Source organism: Paenibacillus sp. 1011MAR3C5, assembly GCF_003591485.1.
GTDB lineage: Bacteria > Bacillota > Bacilli > Paenibacillales > Paenibacillaceae > Pristimantibacillus.
The window spans coordinates 44248-60490 of the sequence record NZ_QZCF01000007.1 but is presented as its reverse complement, the minus strand read 5'-3'; the positions used below and the strand labels follow the sequence as shown (position 1 = coordinate 60490).

14 protein-coding genes are annotated in these 16243 nt (G+C 51.1%); 3 read left to right on the top strand and 11 right to left on the bottom strand.

All coding sequences use genetic code 11. The annotated features are described in order from the left end of the window. Window positions 1–23: 23 nt before the first annotated feature. The 3 genes from prmC to ychF form a co-directional block, all read right to left on the bottom strand. Window positions 24–980 (bottom strand): peptide chain release factor N(5)-glutamine methyltransferase, encoded by a 957-nt coding sequence (prmC, locus tag D3P07_RS20365; RefSeq protein ID WP_119802103.1) that lies wholly within the window; start codon window positions 978–980, stop codon window positions 24–26. 126 nt (window positions 981–1106) lie between these two features. Next, a complete protein-coding gene (gene prfA / locus D3P07_RS20360) occupies window positions 1107–2177 on the bottom strand; it encodes a peptide chain release factor 1 (protein WP_119802102.1) in 1071 nt (356 codons plus the stop codon). A 255-nt stretch (window positions 2178–2432) separates the two neighbouring features. Beyond that, complete coding sequence (gene ychF / locus D3P07_RS20355; protein WP_119802101.1) at window positions 2433–3533, bottom strand: redox-regulated ATPase YchF; 1101 nt, start codon at window positions 3531–3533, stop codon at window positions 2433–2435. A gap of 209 nt (window positions 3534–3742) precedes the next feature. Here ychF and D3P07_RS27185 point away from each other — a divergent pair, with 209 nt between their 5' ends. Next, window positions 3743–3886, top strand: coding sequence for a hypothetical protein (locus D3P07_RS27185; protein WP_182914428.1), 144 nt, complete (start codon window positions 3743–3745; stop codon window positions 3884–3886). 125 nt (window positions 3887–4011) lie between these two features. Here the strand turns inward: D3P07_RS27185 and D3P07_RS20350 are convergent, their stop codons facing one another. The 6 genes from D3P07_RS20350 to D3P07_RS20325 all read right to left on the bottom strand — a co-directional run bounded on the left by D3P07_RS20350 (window position 4012) and on the right by D3P07_RS20325 (window position 10892). Then, complete coding sequence (locus D3P07_RS20350; RefSeq protein ID WP_119802100.1) at window positions 4012–4884, bottom strand: carbohydrate ABC transporter permease; 873 nt, start codon at window positions 4882–4884, stop codon at window positions 4012–4014. Window positions 4885–4907: 23 nt separating this feature from the next. Further along, entirely contained in the window at window positions 4908–5768 is an 861-nt protein-coding gene (locus tag D3P07_RS20345; protein ID WP_259391616.1) for a carbohydrate ABC transporter permease, read from the bottom strand. Window positions 5769–5875: 107 nt separating this feature from the next. Then, window positions 5876–7216, bottom strand: coding sequence for an ABC transporter substrate-binding protein (locus D3P07_RS20340; RefSeq protein ID WP_119802098.1), 1341 nt, complete (start codon window positions 7214–7216; stop codon window positions 5876–5878). A 266-nt stretch (window positions 7217–7482) separates the two neighbouring features. Continuing rightward, window positions 7483–9861, bottom strand: coding sequence for an S-layer homology domain-containing protein (locus D3P07_RS20335; RefSeq protein ID WP_119802097.1), 2379 nt, complete (start codon window positions 9859–9861; stop codon window positions 7483–7485). A gap of 174 nt (window positions 9862–10035) precedes the next feature. Continuing rightward, window positions 10036–10350, bottom strand: coding sequence for a thioredoxin (gene trxA / locus D3P07_RS20330; RefSeq protein WP_119802096.1), 315 nt, complete (start codon window positions 10348–10350; stop codon window positions 10036–10038). A gap of 125 nt (window positions 10351–10475) precedes the next feature. After that, entirely contained in the window at window positions 10476–10892 is a 417-nt protein-coding gene (locus tag D3P07_RS20325) for an RrF2 family transcriptional regulator (protein WP_119802095.1), read from the bottom strand. A 242-nt stretch (window positions 10893–11134) separates the two neighbouring features. Between D3P07_RS20325 and D3P07_RS20320 the strand changes: the two genes are divergently transcribed. Together D3P07_RS20320 and D3P07_RS20315 are read left to right on the top strand one after the other, a co-directional pair. Continuing rightward, entirely contained in the window at window positions 11135–11344 is a 210-nt protein-coding gene (locus D3P07_RS20320; protein ID WP_119802094.1) for a hypothetical protein, read from the top strand. A 189-nt stretch (window positions 11345–11533) separates the two neighbouring features. Then, window positions 11534–14614 carry an FAD-dependent oxidoreductase gene (locus D3P07_RS20315; RefSeq protein ID WP_259391615.1) on the top strand — a complete coding sequence of 1027 codons (3081 nt, stop codon included), beginning with the start codon at window positions 11534–11536 and terminating at the stop codon, window positions 14612–14614. An 80-nt stretch (window positions 14615–14694) separates the two neighbouring features. Here the strand turns inward: D3P07_RS20315 and hisC are convergent, their stop codons facing one another. Both hisC and D3P07_RS20305 read right to left on the bottom strand, forming a co-directional pair. Next, complete coding sequence (gene hisC / locus D3P07_RS20310) at window positions 14695–15768, bottom strand: histidinol-phosphate transaminase (RefSeq protein ID WP_119802093.1); 1074 nt, start codon at window positions 15766–15768, stop codon at window positions 14695–14697. After that, window positions 15765–16229 carry a VanZ family protein gene (locus D3P07_RS20305; RefSeq protein ID WP_119802092.1) on the bottom strand — a complete coding sequence of 155 codons (465 nt, stop codon included), beginning with the start codon at window positions 16227–16229 and terminating at the stop codon, window positions 15765–15767. The genes hisC and D3P07_RS20305 overlap by 4 nt, the downstream gene beginning before the upstream one ends. Window positions 16230–16243 lie beyond the last annotated feature (14 nt).

Below are 16243 nucleotides of genomic sequence, written 5' to 3'. Positions count from 1 at the left end.
TTGCCTTTAGCGGCGACGCATCCTTATACAGCGGTTCTTACCGCCACAATATGCCGGTCTATTCCGTTGTAATCGGTAATGATGCGAATATCGTCCCAGACATCCATCGCGCGCATCAGCTCTGCGACGATGGCAGGCTGGCCCATGCCGAGCTCGAAGGCAACGATGCGCGGCATGGCCTGGAGCAGCGGCAGCTGCTCCAGCATCCGGCGGTACGGATCGAGCCCGTCCGCCCCGCCCTCCAGCGCGAGATGCGGCTCGTAATCCCGCACCTCGCGCTGGAGGCCCGGCATATCCGCCGCCGGTATGTACGGCGGATTGCTCACGAGCACGTCGATGCGCTTGCCGCCATCGACGGCAGTGCCTCCGCGCCCTGAAGCGATGAAGGGCGCGAGCAGGTCGCCCTGCGCGAAGGCGATACGGCCCGTTGCCTCATGGCGGGCCGCATTCGCGCGGGCGACTTCCAGCGCGTCCGGCGACAGGTCGGACGCGCATACGCGCCAGCCGTGACGCTCAGCCGACAGCGTCACGGCAATGGCGCCGCTGCCGGTGCCGACGTCGACGACCGTCGGTGCGGCGGCGCCGGCTTCGGCTGCCGGAGGCCAGAGGCGATCGGCAGCCGCCAGCACCGCTTCCACGAGCAGCTCCGTCTCGGGGCGCGGAATAAGGACGACGGGCGTCACCGCAAACGGACGCCCGTAGAACCATTCCTCCCCGATCACATATTGCAGCGGCTCTCCAGTCGCCCTGCGGCGCACTAGCGACTGCCATACTTCCAACAGGCTCACGGGAAATGCATCATGCCAAGCCATCAGCAGCGCAGCACGTTCGATGCCCAGTATATGCAGAAGCAGGCGCTCCGCATGGCTGCGTCCATCCTCTACGCCCTGCTGCTCCAGCCATGCCCCGGCCCGATCGCGCGCTTGCCGAAGCGTCATTGGCAATCCGTGCCAGCCCTCCGGTGCTTGATCCACTGCCATTTCATAGTCCTCCTTTGTCCAGCCCTATAACAAAAAAGCCGAATGGCCTTCGCATGCACTAGGCAAAGCGCGCGGCAATCCGGCATCTCTGTGACATGCAAGTGCATGTCTTATCGTTTCATTCGTTTACATCGACTCGCGTTCCATCATTTCTGCTTGCTCTGCAATAGTAAGCGAGGAAATGATATCCGCAATATCGCCGTTCATCACGGAATCAAGACGATGCAGCGTCAAGTTGATGCGATGGTCCGTTACACGGCTTTGCGGGAAGTTGTATGTGCGAATCCGTTCGCTTCGGTCACCTGTTCCCACTTTGCTCTTCCGCTCGCCCGCATATTTGGCTTCTTCTTCCTGACGGCGGATGTCATAGATCCGTGCGCGAAGCACTTGAAGCGCCTTCGCTTTGTTGTCGTTCTGCGATTTGCCGTCCTGGCATGTCGCCATAATGCCGGTCGGTACGTGCAGAACGCGAACCGCCGACTTGGTCGTGTTGACGGATTGTCCGCCTGCGCCGCTGGAGCAGAACGTGTCGATCCGAATATCCTTGTCCAGAATCTCGACTTCGACCTCTTCGACTTCCGGCATAACGGCAACCGTCGACGTAGACGTATGGATACGTCCGCCGGACTCCGTTACCGGGATACGCTGGACGCGATGCGCGCCGCTCTCATACTTCAGCTTGCTGTAAGCGCCCTTGCCGTTAATGGAGAAGATAACCTCCTTGAAACCGCCGAGATCATTCTCCGTGAATTCCATCAGCTCCACACGCCAGCCTTGGGAATCCGCGAATTTCGTGTACATGCGGTACAGCTCGTAAGCGAATAGCGCAGCTTCATCGCCGCCTGCCGCTCCGCGAATTTCCACAATGACGTTTTTGTCATCGTTCGGGTCCTTCGGCAGGAGCAGTATACGCATTGTTTCTTCCAGCTCGGTCTTGCGCGTAGATAGCTCATCAATCTCCATCTTGACCATTTCGCGCATTTCATCGTCCATCTTCTCGCCCTGCATCAGCTTGGCGTCTTCCAATTGCTCCGTAACCTGCTTATATTCCGTATAGGCGTCATGCGCCTCTTGTAGATCGGATTGCTCCTTGGACAGATCTCTAAGCCGCTTCGGATCGCTGGCTACGTCCGGATCGCATAGAAGCTCGCTTAGCTTCTCATATCGGTCGGCGAGTGCTTGTAATCGGTCAAACACGTCTATTCACCTCTGTTTATTCCATTAAGATATACAATATTATAGCACATCTCGAAGGGTGTATCGATATGAGGTTTTAACCACTGCATATTTATTATCCACAATTCATCCACACACTGTGCACATCTTGTCCACATAAGGACTTTTTTATCCAAAATAAAGCGCGTGAGCGCCTCGCTAAAGGCTGTCTCACGCGCTTTCTATACAGGGAACATAGAGGCTGCTTCCCACAGCGATTCCCTGCCAGGCTGTGCTCTAAACGTTGAAGCGGAAGTGCATAACGTCTCCGTCTCGAACTACGTATTCTTTGCCCTCTAGTCGCAGCTGGCCTCTCTCGCGGGCAACGCCCATGGAACCTGCAGCAGCCAAGTCATCAAAAGACACGACCTCTGCACGGATAAAGCCGCGCTCGAAGTCGGTATGAATAACGCCTGCCGCTTGAGGCGCTTTTGTACCTTGACGTATGGTCCAAGCACGCACTTCCTGAACCCCGGCCGTGAAGTAAGTATACAGGCCGAGAAGCTTGTATGCTGCACGGATGAGCCGGTTCAAGCCCGATTCCGCCATACCCAGCTCCTGAAGGAACATCTCCTTGTCCTCGCCTTCCAGCTCGGCAATCTCTGATTCCACCTTCGCGCTAATCGGTACGACTTCAGCGCCTTCTTCGGCAGCGAATTTGCGTACGATTTGCACATATTCGTTATCTTCAGTGCCGCCTGCTTCTTCCTCGCTTACATTCGTTGCGTACAGTACCGGTTTCATCGTCAGCAGATGCAGGTCGCGTACCAGCAGCTTCTCATCATCCGTAAGCTCTAGACTGCGAGCCGGCTTGTCATTGAATAGCGATTCCTTCAGGCGCTCCAGCACTTCCACTTCCTGGGCAACCTTCTTGTCGCCGCCCTTCAAGTTCTTGCGCGAACGCTCGATCCGCTTCTCCACCGTATCCAGATCGGCAAGGATAAGCTCCAAGTTGATGGTCGTAATGTCGCTAATCGGATCTACTTTACCTGCAACGTGCGTAATATTCTCATCCTGGAAGCAGCGAACAACATGTACGATCGCATCTACTTCGCGGATATGCGCAAGGAATTTGTTCCCAAGTCCCTCACCCTTGCTTGCACCGGCTACAAGACCCGCGATATCGACAAACTCGAACGCGGTTGGCACAATGCTCTTCGGTACGACTAGCTCAACCAATTTGTCCAGACGCTCGTCCGGTACTTCGACGACGCCAACGTTCGGGTCAATCGTACAGAACGGATAGTTCGCAGACTCCGCTCCCGCTTGCGTAATCGCATTAAACAAGGTCGACTTGCCGACATTCGGCAGACCTACTATTCCTGCTTTCAAAGCCATGTATGAGACACTCCTTATAATCCGAAAGTAAACAGCTCCCGTCATTATACCTTAGCGCCCTCCACTTTGAAAGGGCTGCGGCCAATCCTTGTACCTTCCCCGTTGCACTCGACATCATGTGGATGAAGATGCGGCATCCCCGCATGCCCTGCGCATTGGAATGCCGCTCATCTCTGAGGCCATACTATGGACAGCAGGAGGTGACAACCATGGAAAACCAATCGCATAAAGGCAACTACAAAGGAACCACGAACATGAAAGCTAAAAACCAAGATATGGCGTTTGTGAATGATACCGTAGAAGATGCCAAGTCCGTAACAAACTTCTCCTCCTCCAAAAAGAAGACGGACTAGTCCCTTCGTCATCCTCATTCCAGCGATTGATGCAACAAACTCATACAGCCACGCCATAACCGGTCCATACCGGTTACAGCGTGGCTGCAGAGTTACTCCACTCTATCAGGCCGTTCAATGCGGTATTAACCTTTTACCGCACCTTCGGTCAGGCCTTTCTCGATATACTTCGATATAAACAGATACACGATTAACACCGGTACAACGGTCAGTGAAACAGCCGTAGCCATCAGACCAAAGTCCGTACCGTATTGGGAGCTGATCTCACTCAGCAACAATACAATTGGACGAACAGCCTCTTTATTAACAAAGATCAGTGCTGAGAACAAGTCGTTATACGACCACAAAAAGACGAAAATAGATGCGGAAGCAAAAGCGGGTCTTGAGATCGGCAATAGGATCTTCGTAAATAAAGACCATCGGTTACATCCATCAATGAAGGCTGCTTCTTCAAGCTCCTTCGGGATCGTGGCCATGTAGCCAGCTAGGACAAGGATGGCGAAAGTCAGGTTGCCAGCCGTCTGCGGGAACATTAGACCAAAGTACGTGTTGACCAACTGCGTTTTGATCAGCAGCTCGTAGACAGGTACAACCGTCGCGAATGCCGGAATAAGCAAGCTTGCATACAGGATGGAGAACAGCGCCTTTTTACCGCGGAAGTTGAACCGCGACAGAACGTAAGCAGCCAGTCCGCCGAACAGAAGCACTAGCAGTACTGTACCGCCTGACATGATCAGGCTGTTCACGTACCCTTTGCCGATGTTAATGCGGTCGAATGCATTTGTATAGTTAACCATTACAGGATCAAATGCGATTTTAAACGAGTTGTTCATTACGTCGCGGGATACTTTGAACGAGTTGTTCACAATCCAGAACATGGCGTAAATAGTCGACATTGACCACGCGAACAACACGACATAGGAAAGAAATTGACCAATGCTAAAGTTAATTTTTTTCCGCTTATATACTTTTTGCTCTCCTCTTGCTAATTGTTGCATAAACGTACACCCCTAATACCAGCTTAGTATGTGATTTCATCTCTTTTCATAAGACGGTTGGCGAGCAGCGACAAGAGTACGCCGAATACTACGATGTAGATTGCAATTGTCGAACCATAACCAAAGTTCTGATCGACCATCGCTTTCTTATACATATAAGTACCGAGTACTTCCGTTCCGTTCTGGCCTCTGGACAATACGTAAATGAATTCGAACACTTTGAGCGTGCCCGTAATCGCTAACGTAATGACAACCTTGATATCGCTCATAATAAGCGGAATGGTCAGCATGAACGTTTTCTTTACGCCGGTGATCCCTTCCAGCTTAGCCGCTTCATAAAAGTCGGATGGAATCTTAGACATAGCGGTAAGGAATAGTACGAAATAGAAACCAACATAATGCCATACCGTTGGAATGGCTACAGCTTTGAGCGCCATGCTTTCGCTCAGCCAATTGACTTTGGAGAAGCCGAAATTTTGCAATATGGTATTAAGCAATCCAAATTGGAAGTTGTAGAACAGTACAAATAACAATGCAATAGCGGTACCCGAAATAACGACCGGGAAGAAAAATACGGTTCTGAAAAAGCCCTTGCCCCAAGTAATGTTGTCGACTAAGACTGCCAAGAACAGCGCAATACCCACTTGGAACACGATAACATAAAACATTAATTCCAATGTATGAAGGGTGGCGGCGCCAAGCAAATTGTCTGAGAACATACGGATATAGTTATCGAAGCCGACATACGTTCTTGTCGTAAACCCTTTTGTTCTGAAGAAGCTCAGGAACAAGCTTTTAAAGAACGGATAGTACAGAAACACTGACATGAATGCTGCCGCCGGCAACAGAAACATCACGATATACTTACGATCGCCCTTCATCATTTATCACCTTTGATGTTTATTTTTCAGAAATGATGACGCCGCCCTTGAGTCAGAGGGGCGGCGGCTATCATTGTTTCTCATGCAACACTACTCGTTAGAAACGATTCTTACTTAGCTGCGTCTTCGATTTTCTTAGCCGCATCAATCGCTTCAGCCGCTGTTTTCTTGCCTGTTACGACAGGCTGAACGTTAGCGCGAAGCTCGGAGAACGTTTCTTGCGTAACTTTGGAGTCGATTGGCGAATTGACGGAAGAAGCTTCCGATACCATTTTGAATCCGTCAAGAACAGCTTGTGTCACGCCTTCTGGCTCAACACCAGCAGCTGCAGGCGTACCGCCGTTAGCTTCAGCAATGTTTTTAATTGTAGCTGGCGAAGTCAGGTGTTTAAGCAATGCGACTGCAGCTTCTTTCTTAGCAGCGTCGTCATAAGTTGCTTTGGATACGTAGAAACCAGTACCGAAGCCGCCTACTACGTCTTTGCCAGTACCTGCTCCACCTGGGATTGCAGGGAAAGGAAGAACAGTTGTGTTCGCTTTAGTCTCGTCGGACAGACCGCCGATTGCCCACGATCCTTCAAGGACCATAGCTGCCAGACCTTCGGAGTAGTAGTTCGCTGCCATACCAAGATCGATTGTTGCAGCGTCCTCTGGGAATGCACCAAGATCATACAGTTCTTTCATCGCTTCTAGGCCTTTAGCCCAGTTTGGATCTACAGCGTCTTTCAGACCTTTGTTTTGGCTTTCAGAACCAGCCGCTGCCAGAATGAAGTGCTCAAGCAGGTAGTGGGATTGGTCGAATGGACCGGACAAAGGAATGATGTTTTTAGCTTTAAGAGCTGTTACAGCTGCTTTCATTTTCTCCCAATCCGTTGGAAGCTCGATGCCATTGTCAGCGAAGATCTTTTTGTTCACAAGCAGACCTTCAAAGAAACCTGTCAAAGGAATTGCGTATGTTTTGCCGTCTTCATGCTTAGCGAATTCAAGAGCCGCTGGAGCGAAACCGTTCTTCCACTCTGGGTCAGCGTCCAGGACTTCGTCCAATGGAACAACCTTTTCGGATTTGATAATTTCAGAAGCGTCAGTGCCGATGAAGTAGAACAGAAGGTCCGGCTCATTGCCGCTTGTCATATCTGTATTTACTTTTGTTCTGAAGCCGTCATCGTTTGCGGACATAGTGTCGTTTTCGATTTTCACATGCGGGTTAGCAGCCGTGAACTCGTCAAGCGCTTTTTGGAAAGCTTCGCGAGCTGCGTCAGTGCCGCCGAATGTGGAGAATACACGGAGGTTAACAGGGTCTGGTTCTTTGGATGGCTCTTGTGTTTCAGATGGCGTGTTTGAAGGCGTGTTGCTTGCGCCGCCTGTTGAGTTGTTCTTATTGCCGCCGCAAGCAGCAAGGAACATTGTCATCACGAGAAGCAAGCTTACGATAGTCAATGCTGATTTCTTCACTTCGAAAATCCCCCTTAGTGTTATTAGGACCTCAGCCGGATCATTGGACCGGAATTCGTTTGCCCTACACTCAAAATGTTAGGACATATCTACTGGGTCGTCAACGGCTTGGAGGGCGTTTTCGGGGGGACATTCCTCTAATTACGGGGGGGACATTCCTATGACCTTCAGGGGTACATTTCTCTAAAATAGGGGGAAAATTCAAGACGCATAAAAAGAGGCGATCCGCTTCATGCGAATCGCCCTCTCTCCCGCCTCTATTCCGCCTACATTCGAAGCGGAGCTTCTTGCAGTTCCGCCCGTTTCTGCAAGTAACGGAAGAACGCAATGGAAGCCTCTGCTCTAGTCACCTGCTTCTTCGGCAGGAACTTTCCGTCTGTCAAATTCATAATGCGGAGACCGACAACGATTGCGGCTTGCCCCGTATTCGCTATATCCTTGCTGTCCTTGAAGTTTGCTTTGAAGATATGGTCGTAGTCGGCCAGAGAATTGTAGCCCAGTGCTCTTACAATCAGCTCTGCCATCTCATCCCTGGAGACTTTGGCATCGGGATTGAACGAGCCGTCCCCAAGATCGATCAGGTTCTGCTGCAAAGCGCTCTCTACATAAGCAAAGTAAGCAGAATCCGCTGCCACATCATTGAAGGAAGCTTTGCTCAAACCAGCTTCAGAAGCCGTGTCGTATGCAAACTGTCGACCGCCGCTGCGGGCCAGCACCAGCATCTTGATCAGCTCGCCGCGAGTGATCGCTTCGTTCGGACGCACTTTGCCCTCGACTAGGTCCAAAGCCTTATAAGCGACCATGAGTCCAAGCGACTCCTCTGCCCAATGGCCTTCCGCATCCGTCGCTTTCGGAATCTCCAATTGAGTCGGCTCGCCCGTCTCATTGCTGCGCCATTCTCCGGTTATCGCATCGAGCACTACGTTTTCAGGGCGTGGCTTAGACATCTGCTGATAGACCAGCTCCACCTTCGATTGCTGTGTAATCTCCTCCGTGTCATCCAGGCCTGCTGCAAGCAAAGTCTGGTATTTCTCGACTGGAATCGGCTCACCATTCAATCGGTATTCGGAGAACAGCCGGTATGTCAGCCCTATGTTGTAATATTCTTCGAAGCGATCCAAAATCACGTTTCTGTCGACTGTTTTGGGAGCTTGCTCCGGGTACGCATAATCTGACAAATTCGCGCTATAGTTCTCCACCGCTCCCGTCATGGCATGTATAGCTACCGAGATATGGTCATATGTCACTGTAGCGCCGTGAACCTTGCGGACAAACGTAATATAGTAGGATCCAATTTCCTCTGGCGTACGATCCTTATAGCGATCCTCCGCGGGCTTCTGGAGATAAATCTCATGTGTCTGCCACGGCAGCTGCTTCTTGACGATGTCAATTGCGCGCTCGACCGCCTTATCCAGCGTGATGCCGCCTTCCGCCGCTTCGCCGCCTTTTCCGTTCTGATAACTGTAGAATTCCGAAATCGCTCCTGTACGGCCATCAACGCTGGCATGGACAAAGCCAATATCCTTGCCGTCTTTCTTCGCGCTCCACTCCAGATTCCATCTAGTGCTCGACTTGTCGGCTTCATTGACGTATTCACTGAAGCTGGCATTCTGCAGCTTGTATTCCTGCGCCAGCGCAAACGCCTTCTCTACGGCAGCAGCCGCCTCTTCTTGGGTGAGCGTTACAGGCAGAGGAGGCTTAGCAAGCGGCTCGGCTGACAACGGCTCCTTCGACACTTCTTGGCGATTGTACGCCGAATATCCGTTTCCAGGCAGTTGCCCGCCTGTCTCCGCGTTAATAACGACCGGCTGCACGCCATAATATAAGACAGGTTCTTTCTTCTGTCCCGAATACGGAATAAAGTAAGCCAGCTCTGGAACAGCATGCTTGCGGATGCTCGCAGATGCTTCCTCCTGAGAGATCGGCTTAACCGAAGCAGGGAATACAATCGTATCATCCCACTCCAGCCTGAACTGAAGAACATGGCCCTCGCTATCGATCGATAGCTGGATATAGTTGTCGATATAAGGAATGCCGTTCACCATCCGGTCGTAACGAAGCTCATGACGCACCTCGCCCGATAGAGGAGGCAGGACATGGACCCCAGCATCCGTATTAAATGTTACTTGGGACGTATAGTCAGCGGCGATCTCACTAATGAAATCTGCAGCTAGCTTCTGCGCCGCCTCGCGATTCACTTTAAGCGGATAAACAGGCTTTGCGTTAGCCTGATTCGTATACGATTCGAAGCTGAGCAACTGGCCGCTGTCGGCGTCAATAGAGGCATAGATCGATCCCTGACGCTTGCCGTTCACTGTCTTCACAAATTCCATCCCCCATACAGGAGATGAACCCTTGTGCTTCTTTATAGACGAACTGTTAGAGCTCTGAAGCTTATAATCGCTTGGAATGTTTATGTATTGTCTGAGAAGCTTCTCTGCCTGAGCTTTATCAATGGAACCCTTTTCCATGGCTTGATCATCCTTGCCATCCGCTTCGCTGGAAGCCGTATTGCCTGAAGCCAGATCTTTCGTTGCTGTTTTGCCAGCTTCATTGTCGGCATATGCAACAGGCACACTGATTAGCCCTGCCAGCAATGCGGTTGCGAGGCTTAACGCCAAAGTCTTCCTGATTCGCACGCTCATCTTCGTCCCTCCTGACAAAATGTTAATTTATTCATACTTATAACGAAGCTGCCTGTCAATCGGTTGCAGGATATATAAGTAAATGGAAAATAAAAAAAACGCCACCGATCCGGCAGCTGTGCGCTGCTAGTACGGTGGCGTTCCAGACCTCCATGCTTATAGAGATCGTTAATCTTACAATTGGTTGGAGATTTTGTTTTTCAGGGCGTCTTTGCTTTGCAAACCGACCATTTTGTCTACAGGCTGGCCGTCTTTGAACAGGATCAGCGTCGGAATGCTCATGACGCCGAATTGGGAAGCAAGCTCAGGCTCTTCATCCACGTTGATTTTTGCGATAGTCGCTTGGCCGGAAAGTTCGCCAGCAAGCTCTTCTACGATAGGTAGCTGCATTTTGCAAGGTCCGCACCATGGAGCCCAGAAGTCTACCAAGGATACGCCGCTCTCTACGCTTTGTGTAAAGTTATCTTTTGTCAATGCTACTGCTGCCATTGTCAATCATCCTCTCTAAGACATGATTTATGATAAAGGGAAGTCCCGTCTCACCAGGATAAGCTGTTTGTTCGTGTTCAAAAAGCCGGTTCGTGATCAATAAACGACTTTTTGAACAACCTCTGTTAGCAGGCATGGATTTGCTTCAGGACATCGCTGATGGTAATGCCTCTGAAGTGCTCTTCGAGTTGTTTCTCCGCCTGGCAAAAGATGCCGAACATGACCTGATTCATATTGGAGCCCACAACGCAATCCATCTCTGGACTGCCGGAGCACCAGCTCGGTATGAGCGAGCCTTGAGCCATGACACGGTAGATGTCTGCCAGCGTAACAGAATCCGGGTCAAGCGTCAGACGGTAGCCGCCTCCCGAGCCTTCCCGGGTTTCGACAAAGCCGCCTTTGCGCAATGCGCTCATCACCTTGCGGACACGGGCGGAATGCGTACGCACATTATCGGAGATCATATCGCTGCTTGCCATCTTCTCCGGCAAATAAGCCAAGTAGACGAGACTGTGTACGGCAATTGTAAATTCACTGTTCACGGTAAGCGGGCCTCCCTGCTTTATACTGTAATAATATCCATTACAGTTGATGTTGTCAAGCGCAATACGGCCCGTTTCCCTTATTAGGTTGCGAAAGACGGCGTTCGCTTATGCACCATGCACCATCGCGAGCTTATTATAATTTTACCCATCGCAGTCATGAGCGAATCATGACCCCGAATATATATGAAGGGAGTCTCCAATCAAGCGCGAGATACAGCGCGGAATAGGAGGTGAAAACGGTGGGTTTGTTCGGCAATCGTTGGGTAGCGGTGCGCACGGAAACTGGCTCAAGAGCCGATGTGATTGACCGGCTTCAGGCGTTGTTCAAGAGCCATGGCATCAAATCCAAAATTACCTTTGAAGGAAGTACGCTGAAACGGATTCATGTGCCGAAGAAAGAGATCGAACGGGCAAGGGAGCTGATTGAGACTTTCGATAAGGAACAATAAACAGATAAGCAGATGTAAGGCGGCGGCGCCCTTATGGGCAGCCGCCGTTCTTTTATGGTGAGGATGCAACCATTTGCCTTTCCGTGTCGTTCCCATATTTGAAACCTCTTCATCTTGCATCTTCCCATAGGATAGTGATACCATTTAAACGATTTGGCCCCCAATACCGGCAAGAGGAAAGGTAGGATCATGACCAATCAATCGAATGTAAAAAAAGAGCATATCCCCGAGTTGCAACTAGTACGAGCTATTGCGATTATCGGCGTGCTGTCTGTGCATGCAAGCGCCGCAGCCACCGTCTACATGAAAGAATCGGCCTATTTCTTCTTCTATAATTTTATTAATATCTTCATGAAATACGGCACGCCGACATTTATTCTGCTAAGCAGCTTTGTATTGTTCTACAGTTATTACAACCGGCCGCTGGATAGCAAGCTCATCGCAAGCTTCTATAAGAAGCGGCTGCTCTACATCATCATCCCTTACATTATTTTTTCAGCTGTCTATTTTATTTATATTAAATGGGCCAACAATCTGCCTCTATGGAATATAGATGCGTTGAAAGAGTTTCTCGATAAGCTTGTGAATGGCAAAGCTTATTCACACTTATATTTTGTCTACATCAGCATTCAGTTCTATCTGTTGTTCCCGCTCGTCTTATGGGCAGCCAAGCGCTGGCCGCGTATCGTTTACGGCTTCGTGCCGGCGGGCTTCATTCTGCAATGGATATTCGTTTATTTCAATTTCTACGATTGGCAGCTGTCGAACAAGGGCAGCCTCGCGCCATCGTATTTCTCGTTTTTCTTCGCAGGAGCCTTTATGGGCGTCTTCTTCCCAAAAATAAAGCGCTGGCTTGCGATGACGAAGGAAAACGTATCGATCGGCCGCATCCTCTTCTGGATTCTGCTTGTTGGCATCTGGCTGGGAGTAGCGTTATATCATGTGAACATCTATTTTAACGCGCGCGCTTACGGAACACGCTATCATGGGATGCTCTACGAGTTCTTATGGAATTTCCATTCCTTCTTCGCCGCGCTGGTTGTCATCAGCCTATCGTTCTTTATCTTCCGGCATATGCCAAGATGGATCTCGAAGGTCTTGTACAGGCTGGGACAGCTCTCGTTCGGCATTTATTTGATCCACCTCCTGTACCTGATGCTGTACGATCGCTATATGCCAAGCTTCGGCGCGGCATGGATGGAGCATATCAGCTACTTCGGAAGCTGGGTCATTATGCTTGTGGCATCGTGGTTCACCGTTGCGCTGGTCTCGCGTTTTGTACCGTTTTCGTGGGTACTGTTCGGCAATGTGTCGCGCCAAGGGCTTCAGCTTTCGGACGAAGCGCCCGCCGTTTCCAAGAAAAAAACGATCCTTGCCGCTACATCGATTGTACTCGTCCTGGGTGTTACCGCTGCGGCCGGCTATGCATGGCTGCGCTCCAATGATACGGTCAACACCAACAAGCGGCAGGAGCTCGCGGAGGTTCAATATATTCAGGAGGTTCGGGACAGCTATGATGTCATTGTGGCCGGCACCGATCCCGAAGGGGTCGCCGCCGCCATCTCCGCGGCAAGGAATGGCCTAAGCGTTCTACTCGTTGATGGCAAGAACCGCGAGATTCTGGGCGGGCTCATGACGGTCGGCGGTCTGAATACGCTCGACTTGAACTATTCACCGAAGAAGTCTACCGTTCCGGGCAAGCACAATTTCCTGAACAAAGGCATCTTCCAGGAATGGTACGACAAAGTCGAAGGCACCTCCTTCGATGTGAATACCGCCGCCAACGCTTTCTACAGCATGGTCAAGGCTGAAGACAATATTGACCTGCTGATGAAAACACAGTCGATGGAGCCGCTTGTTGAGCCGGGTACAGACGGCAATCAGACCGTTAAGGGTCTCCGGATTGTGAAGGACGATGGGACGAGCCTGGACATTACGGCGCCTTCCGTTATCGACGCTACGCAGGATGGCGATCTTGCGGCCGCAGCGGGCGCTCCGTTCACGCAGGGCCGCTCAGACATTGGCGATCCCGATGCGCAGATGGCTGTCACACTTGTCTTTGCACTAAAGGGCGTGACGCAAGAGGTTTGGGATTCCTTCGACAAGATTCCAAATACGGATATTGATTCGATGAGCGCCTGGGGCTTCCATGATGCCGCGAACTATGTATCCAGCGATCCCGAGCGAGTCAAGCTTCGCGGCCTCAATGTCGGACGCCAGAACGACGATACGATACTCATTAATGCGATGCATCTCTTCGGAATCGATCCGCTCGATCCGGCAAGCCTGCAATCTGCCATTGAGCTAGGCCGCGCAGAGGCGCCGCGCATCGTACAATACTTGAAGGATACGTACGCTGAATTTAAGAACCTGGAGCTTGCTTATACATTCGATGAGCTGTATGTACGCGAGTCGAGACATATTCAAGGGGAGTATCGTCTCACCATGGCTGACTTGATGGCGAATCGCGACCATTGGGACGCCGTAGCCTATGGCTCGTATGACGTCGATATTCAAGCAACCAGCAATACAGATACCGGCTTTGTCCTGTATTCGCCGCTTCAATACGGCGTACCGTTCCGTACCTTGGTTCCGCAGAAGGTAGACGGACTGCTCGTAGTGGGCCGCGCAGCAAGCTTTGATTCGCTGCCGCATGGCAGCGCGCGCGTCATCCCGCTCGGAATGGCGACTGCAGAAGCAGCAGGACTGGCCGCCAAGATGGCGGCAGAGAACAACATGACCTTCCGTGAGCTGTCAAAGTCGACTGAGCTGATTGCGGAGCTTCGCGACAGATTGACCAAGCAAGGCATGGAGCTTACAATGAATGCTTTCGAGACGCCTTATTATGTGAAGCATAAAGCGTATAAGGGTCTGGTAGCAGCTGTCAGTATGCTTATGACCAGCGGCAATCATGATAATATGGCTTACGATCTCGATGGCAAGTCCAACATGCAGCGCATTGTCTACAGTATGAACCGCGTGAAGAAGCAGCATTCAGACGATTTCCACGGGGACCCGTCCGTAGCTATTGCTGGAGTGGGTACACCGACCGAGCAGAAGCTGACGCTCGATCAAGCGGTCAAAACCATTGCCAACGCAATGGATAATGAAAAAGCAAAATCGCTAACGCTGGATGAGTTCTTGAATAACGGTTGGCTGAAGCAAGAGACGATCAACCAGATTACGGATCAGACTGCGATGACGAACGGGGAATTTTTCATGGTGCTTCGCGATGTCATTGAGTATTATGCAGGTGTTATCTACGAATAACCCTAAGCTTATGAAACAAAGGGTGCCGCTTGGCCAGTTGTCTGGCTGTAGCGGCACCCTTTTTTGCTCTCGTCGGACTATTAAGACAGCTCTCTTACACTTTCTTCCAATGCAGATAGGAAGACATCCATCTCCTCATCGGTTCCAATGCTCACACGCAAATATTGATCAATACGCGGGGAGGCGAAATATCGAACCAATATTCCCTTCTCGCGAAGCCGCAGGAACAGCTCCTTCGCCGTTATGGCCGGATGCGAGATAAAGAGGAAATTCGCTTTGGAATCGGTCAGCTTGAACCCTAAACGGGCCACCTCTGCAGCCACTCGCTCACGCGTCTGAATGACCTTGTCAGTCGTTTCGCGGAAGTACGCTTCGTCCTGCAAAGAGGCTACCGCCCCATAGAGGGCCAGTCTATCCAGCGTATAGGAATTAAATGAGTTTTTGATCCGGTCCAACCCTTCAATCAGCTCCTCCGATCCGAAGGCCATGCCTACGCGCAAGCCTGCAAGCGATCTGGACTTCGACAACGTCTGGATGACAAGCAGGTTTGGATAGCGCGGAATAAGCTTCACCGCTGATTCTCCGCCGAAGTCGATATAGGCCTCGTCAATTATGACGACGCGGTCCGGATTCCGCTCCAGCAGCGACGCCAGATCGGAGAGCGGCAGCAGCTTCGCCGTAGGCGCATTCGGATTCGGCAGGATAATGCCGGTATGCTCCTCATTGCTCGCAAATTGCTCCAGCGGAATCGCGAAGTCTTCATCTACCGGAATAAGCTTAGGCTGCAAGCCGTACATTTTGGCGTAAACCTTGTAGAAGCTGTATGTAATGTCAGGGAATAAGACCGGTTTCGCCGGGTCAAAAAAAGCGGCAAATGCGAACGCCAGCACCTCATCGGAGCCATTGCCGACAAACACCTGCTTCTCCGTCAGTCCGTAATAACGGGCCGCTTCCTTCACCAGAATATCGCAGGTCGGGTCAGGGTAGAGCCTGAGATCGCTATCCGCAGCGGATGTGATCGCTTCAATCGCCTTGGGAGAAGGCGGGTACGGATTCTCATTCGTATTCAGCTTGATATACGATTTGTCCTTTGGCTGCTCGCCAGGCACATAGGGCTCGAGCGATCCGGCCAGCGGACTCCAATATTTGCTCATTGCTTCTCTCTCCTCATGAATGGCCGGGTCAGCAGCAAACCAATCCAGGCGCCGGCCGTGTTCAATATAATATCGTCAATATCAAAGCTGCCTACCCGCAGCAGCATCTGGGCTGTCTCAATGACGCCAATAATGATAACGGTAGCTCCAATCAGCATCAAGCTGCTCCGAAAGCGCGTATTCAAGAGCGGAAGAAACATGCCGATGGGGATAAACAGAACCAAATTGCCGAACAGGTTTTTGAACCAGGTGTCGAAGTTAAAATGATTGCGGTATACCACATAACGCTGGATTGTATCGAACGGGACGAAATTGTACGCGTAGCCGTCCATCATGGAACGGTCGCGGAAAAACAACAAATTCAGCATGATCAAGGCATAGAGAACAGCAAGCAGCGTCACAGCCACATTAAAGCCGATATGCGTGCTGAAAGCCTTTCGATAGAGCTTGACATCGATCACCCCTTCCGCTTGCC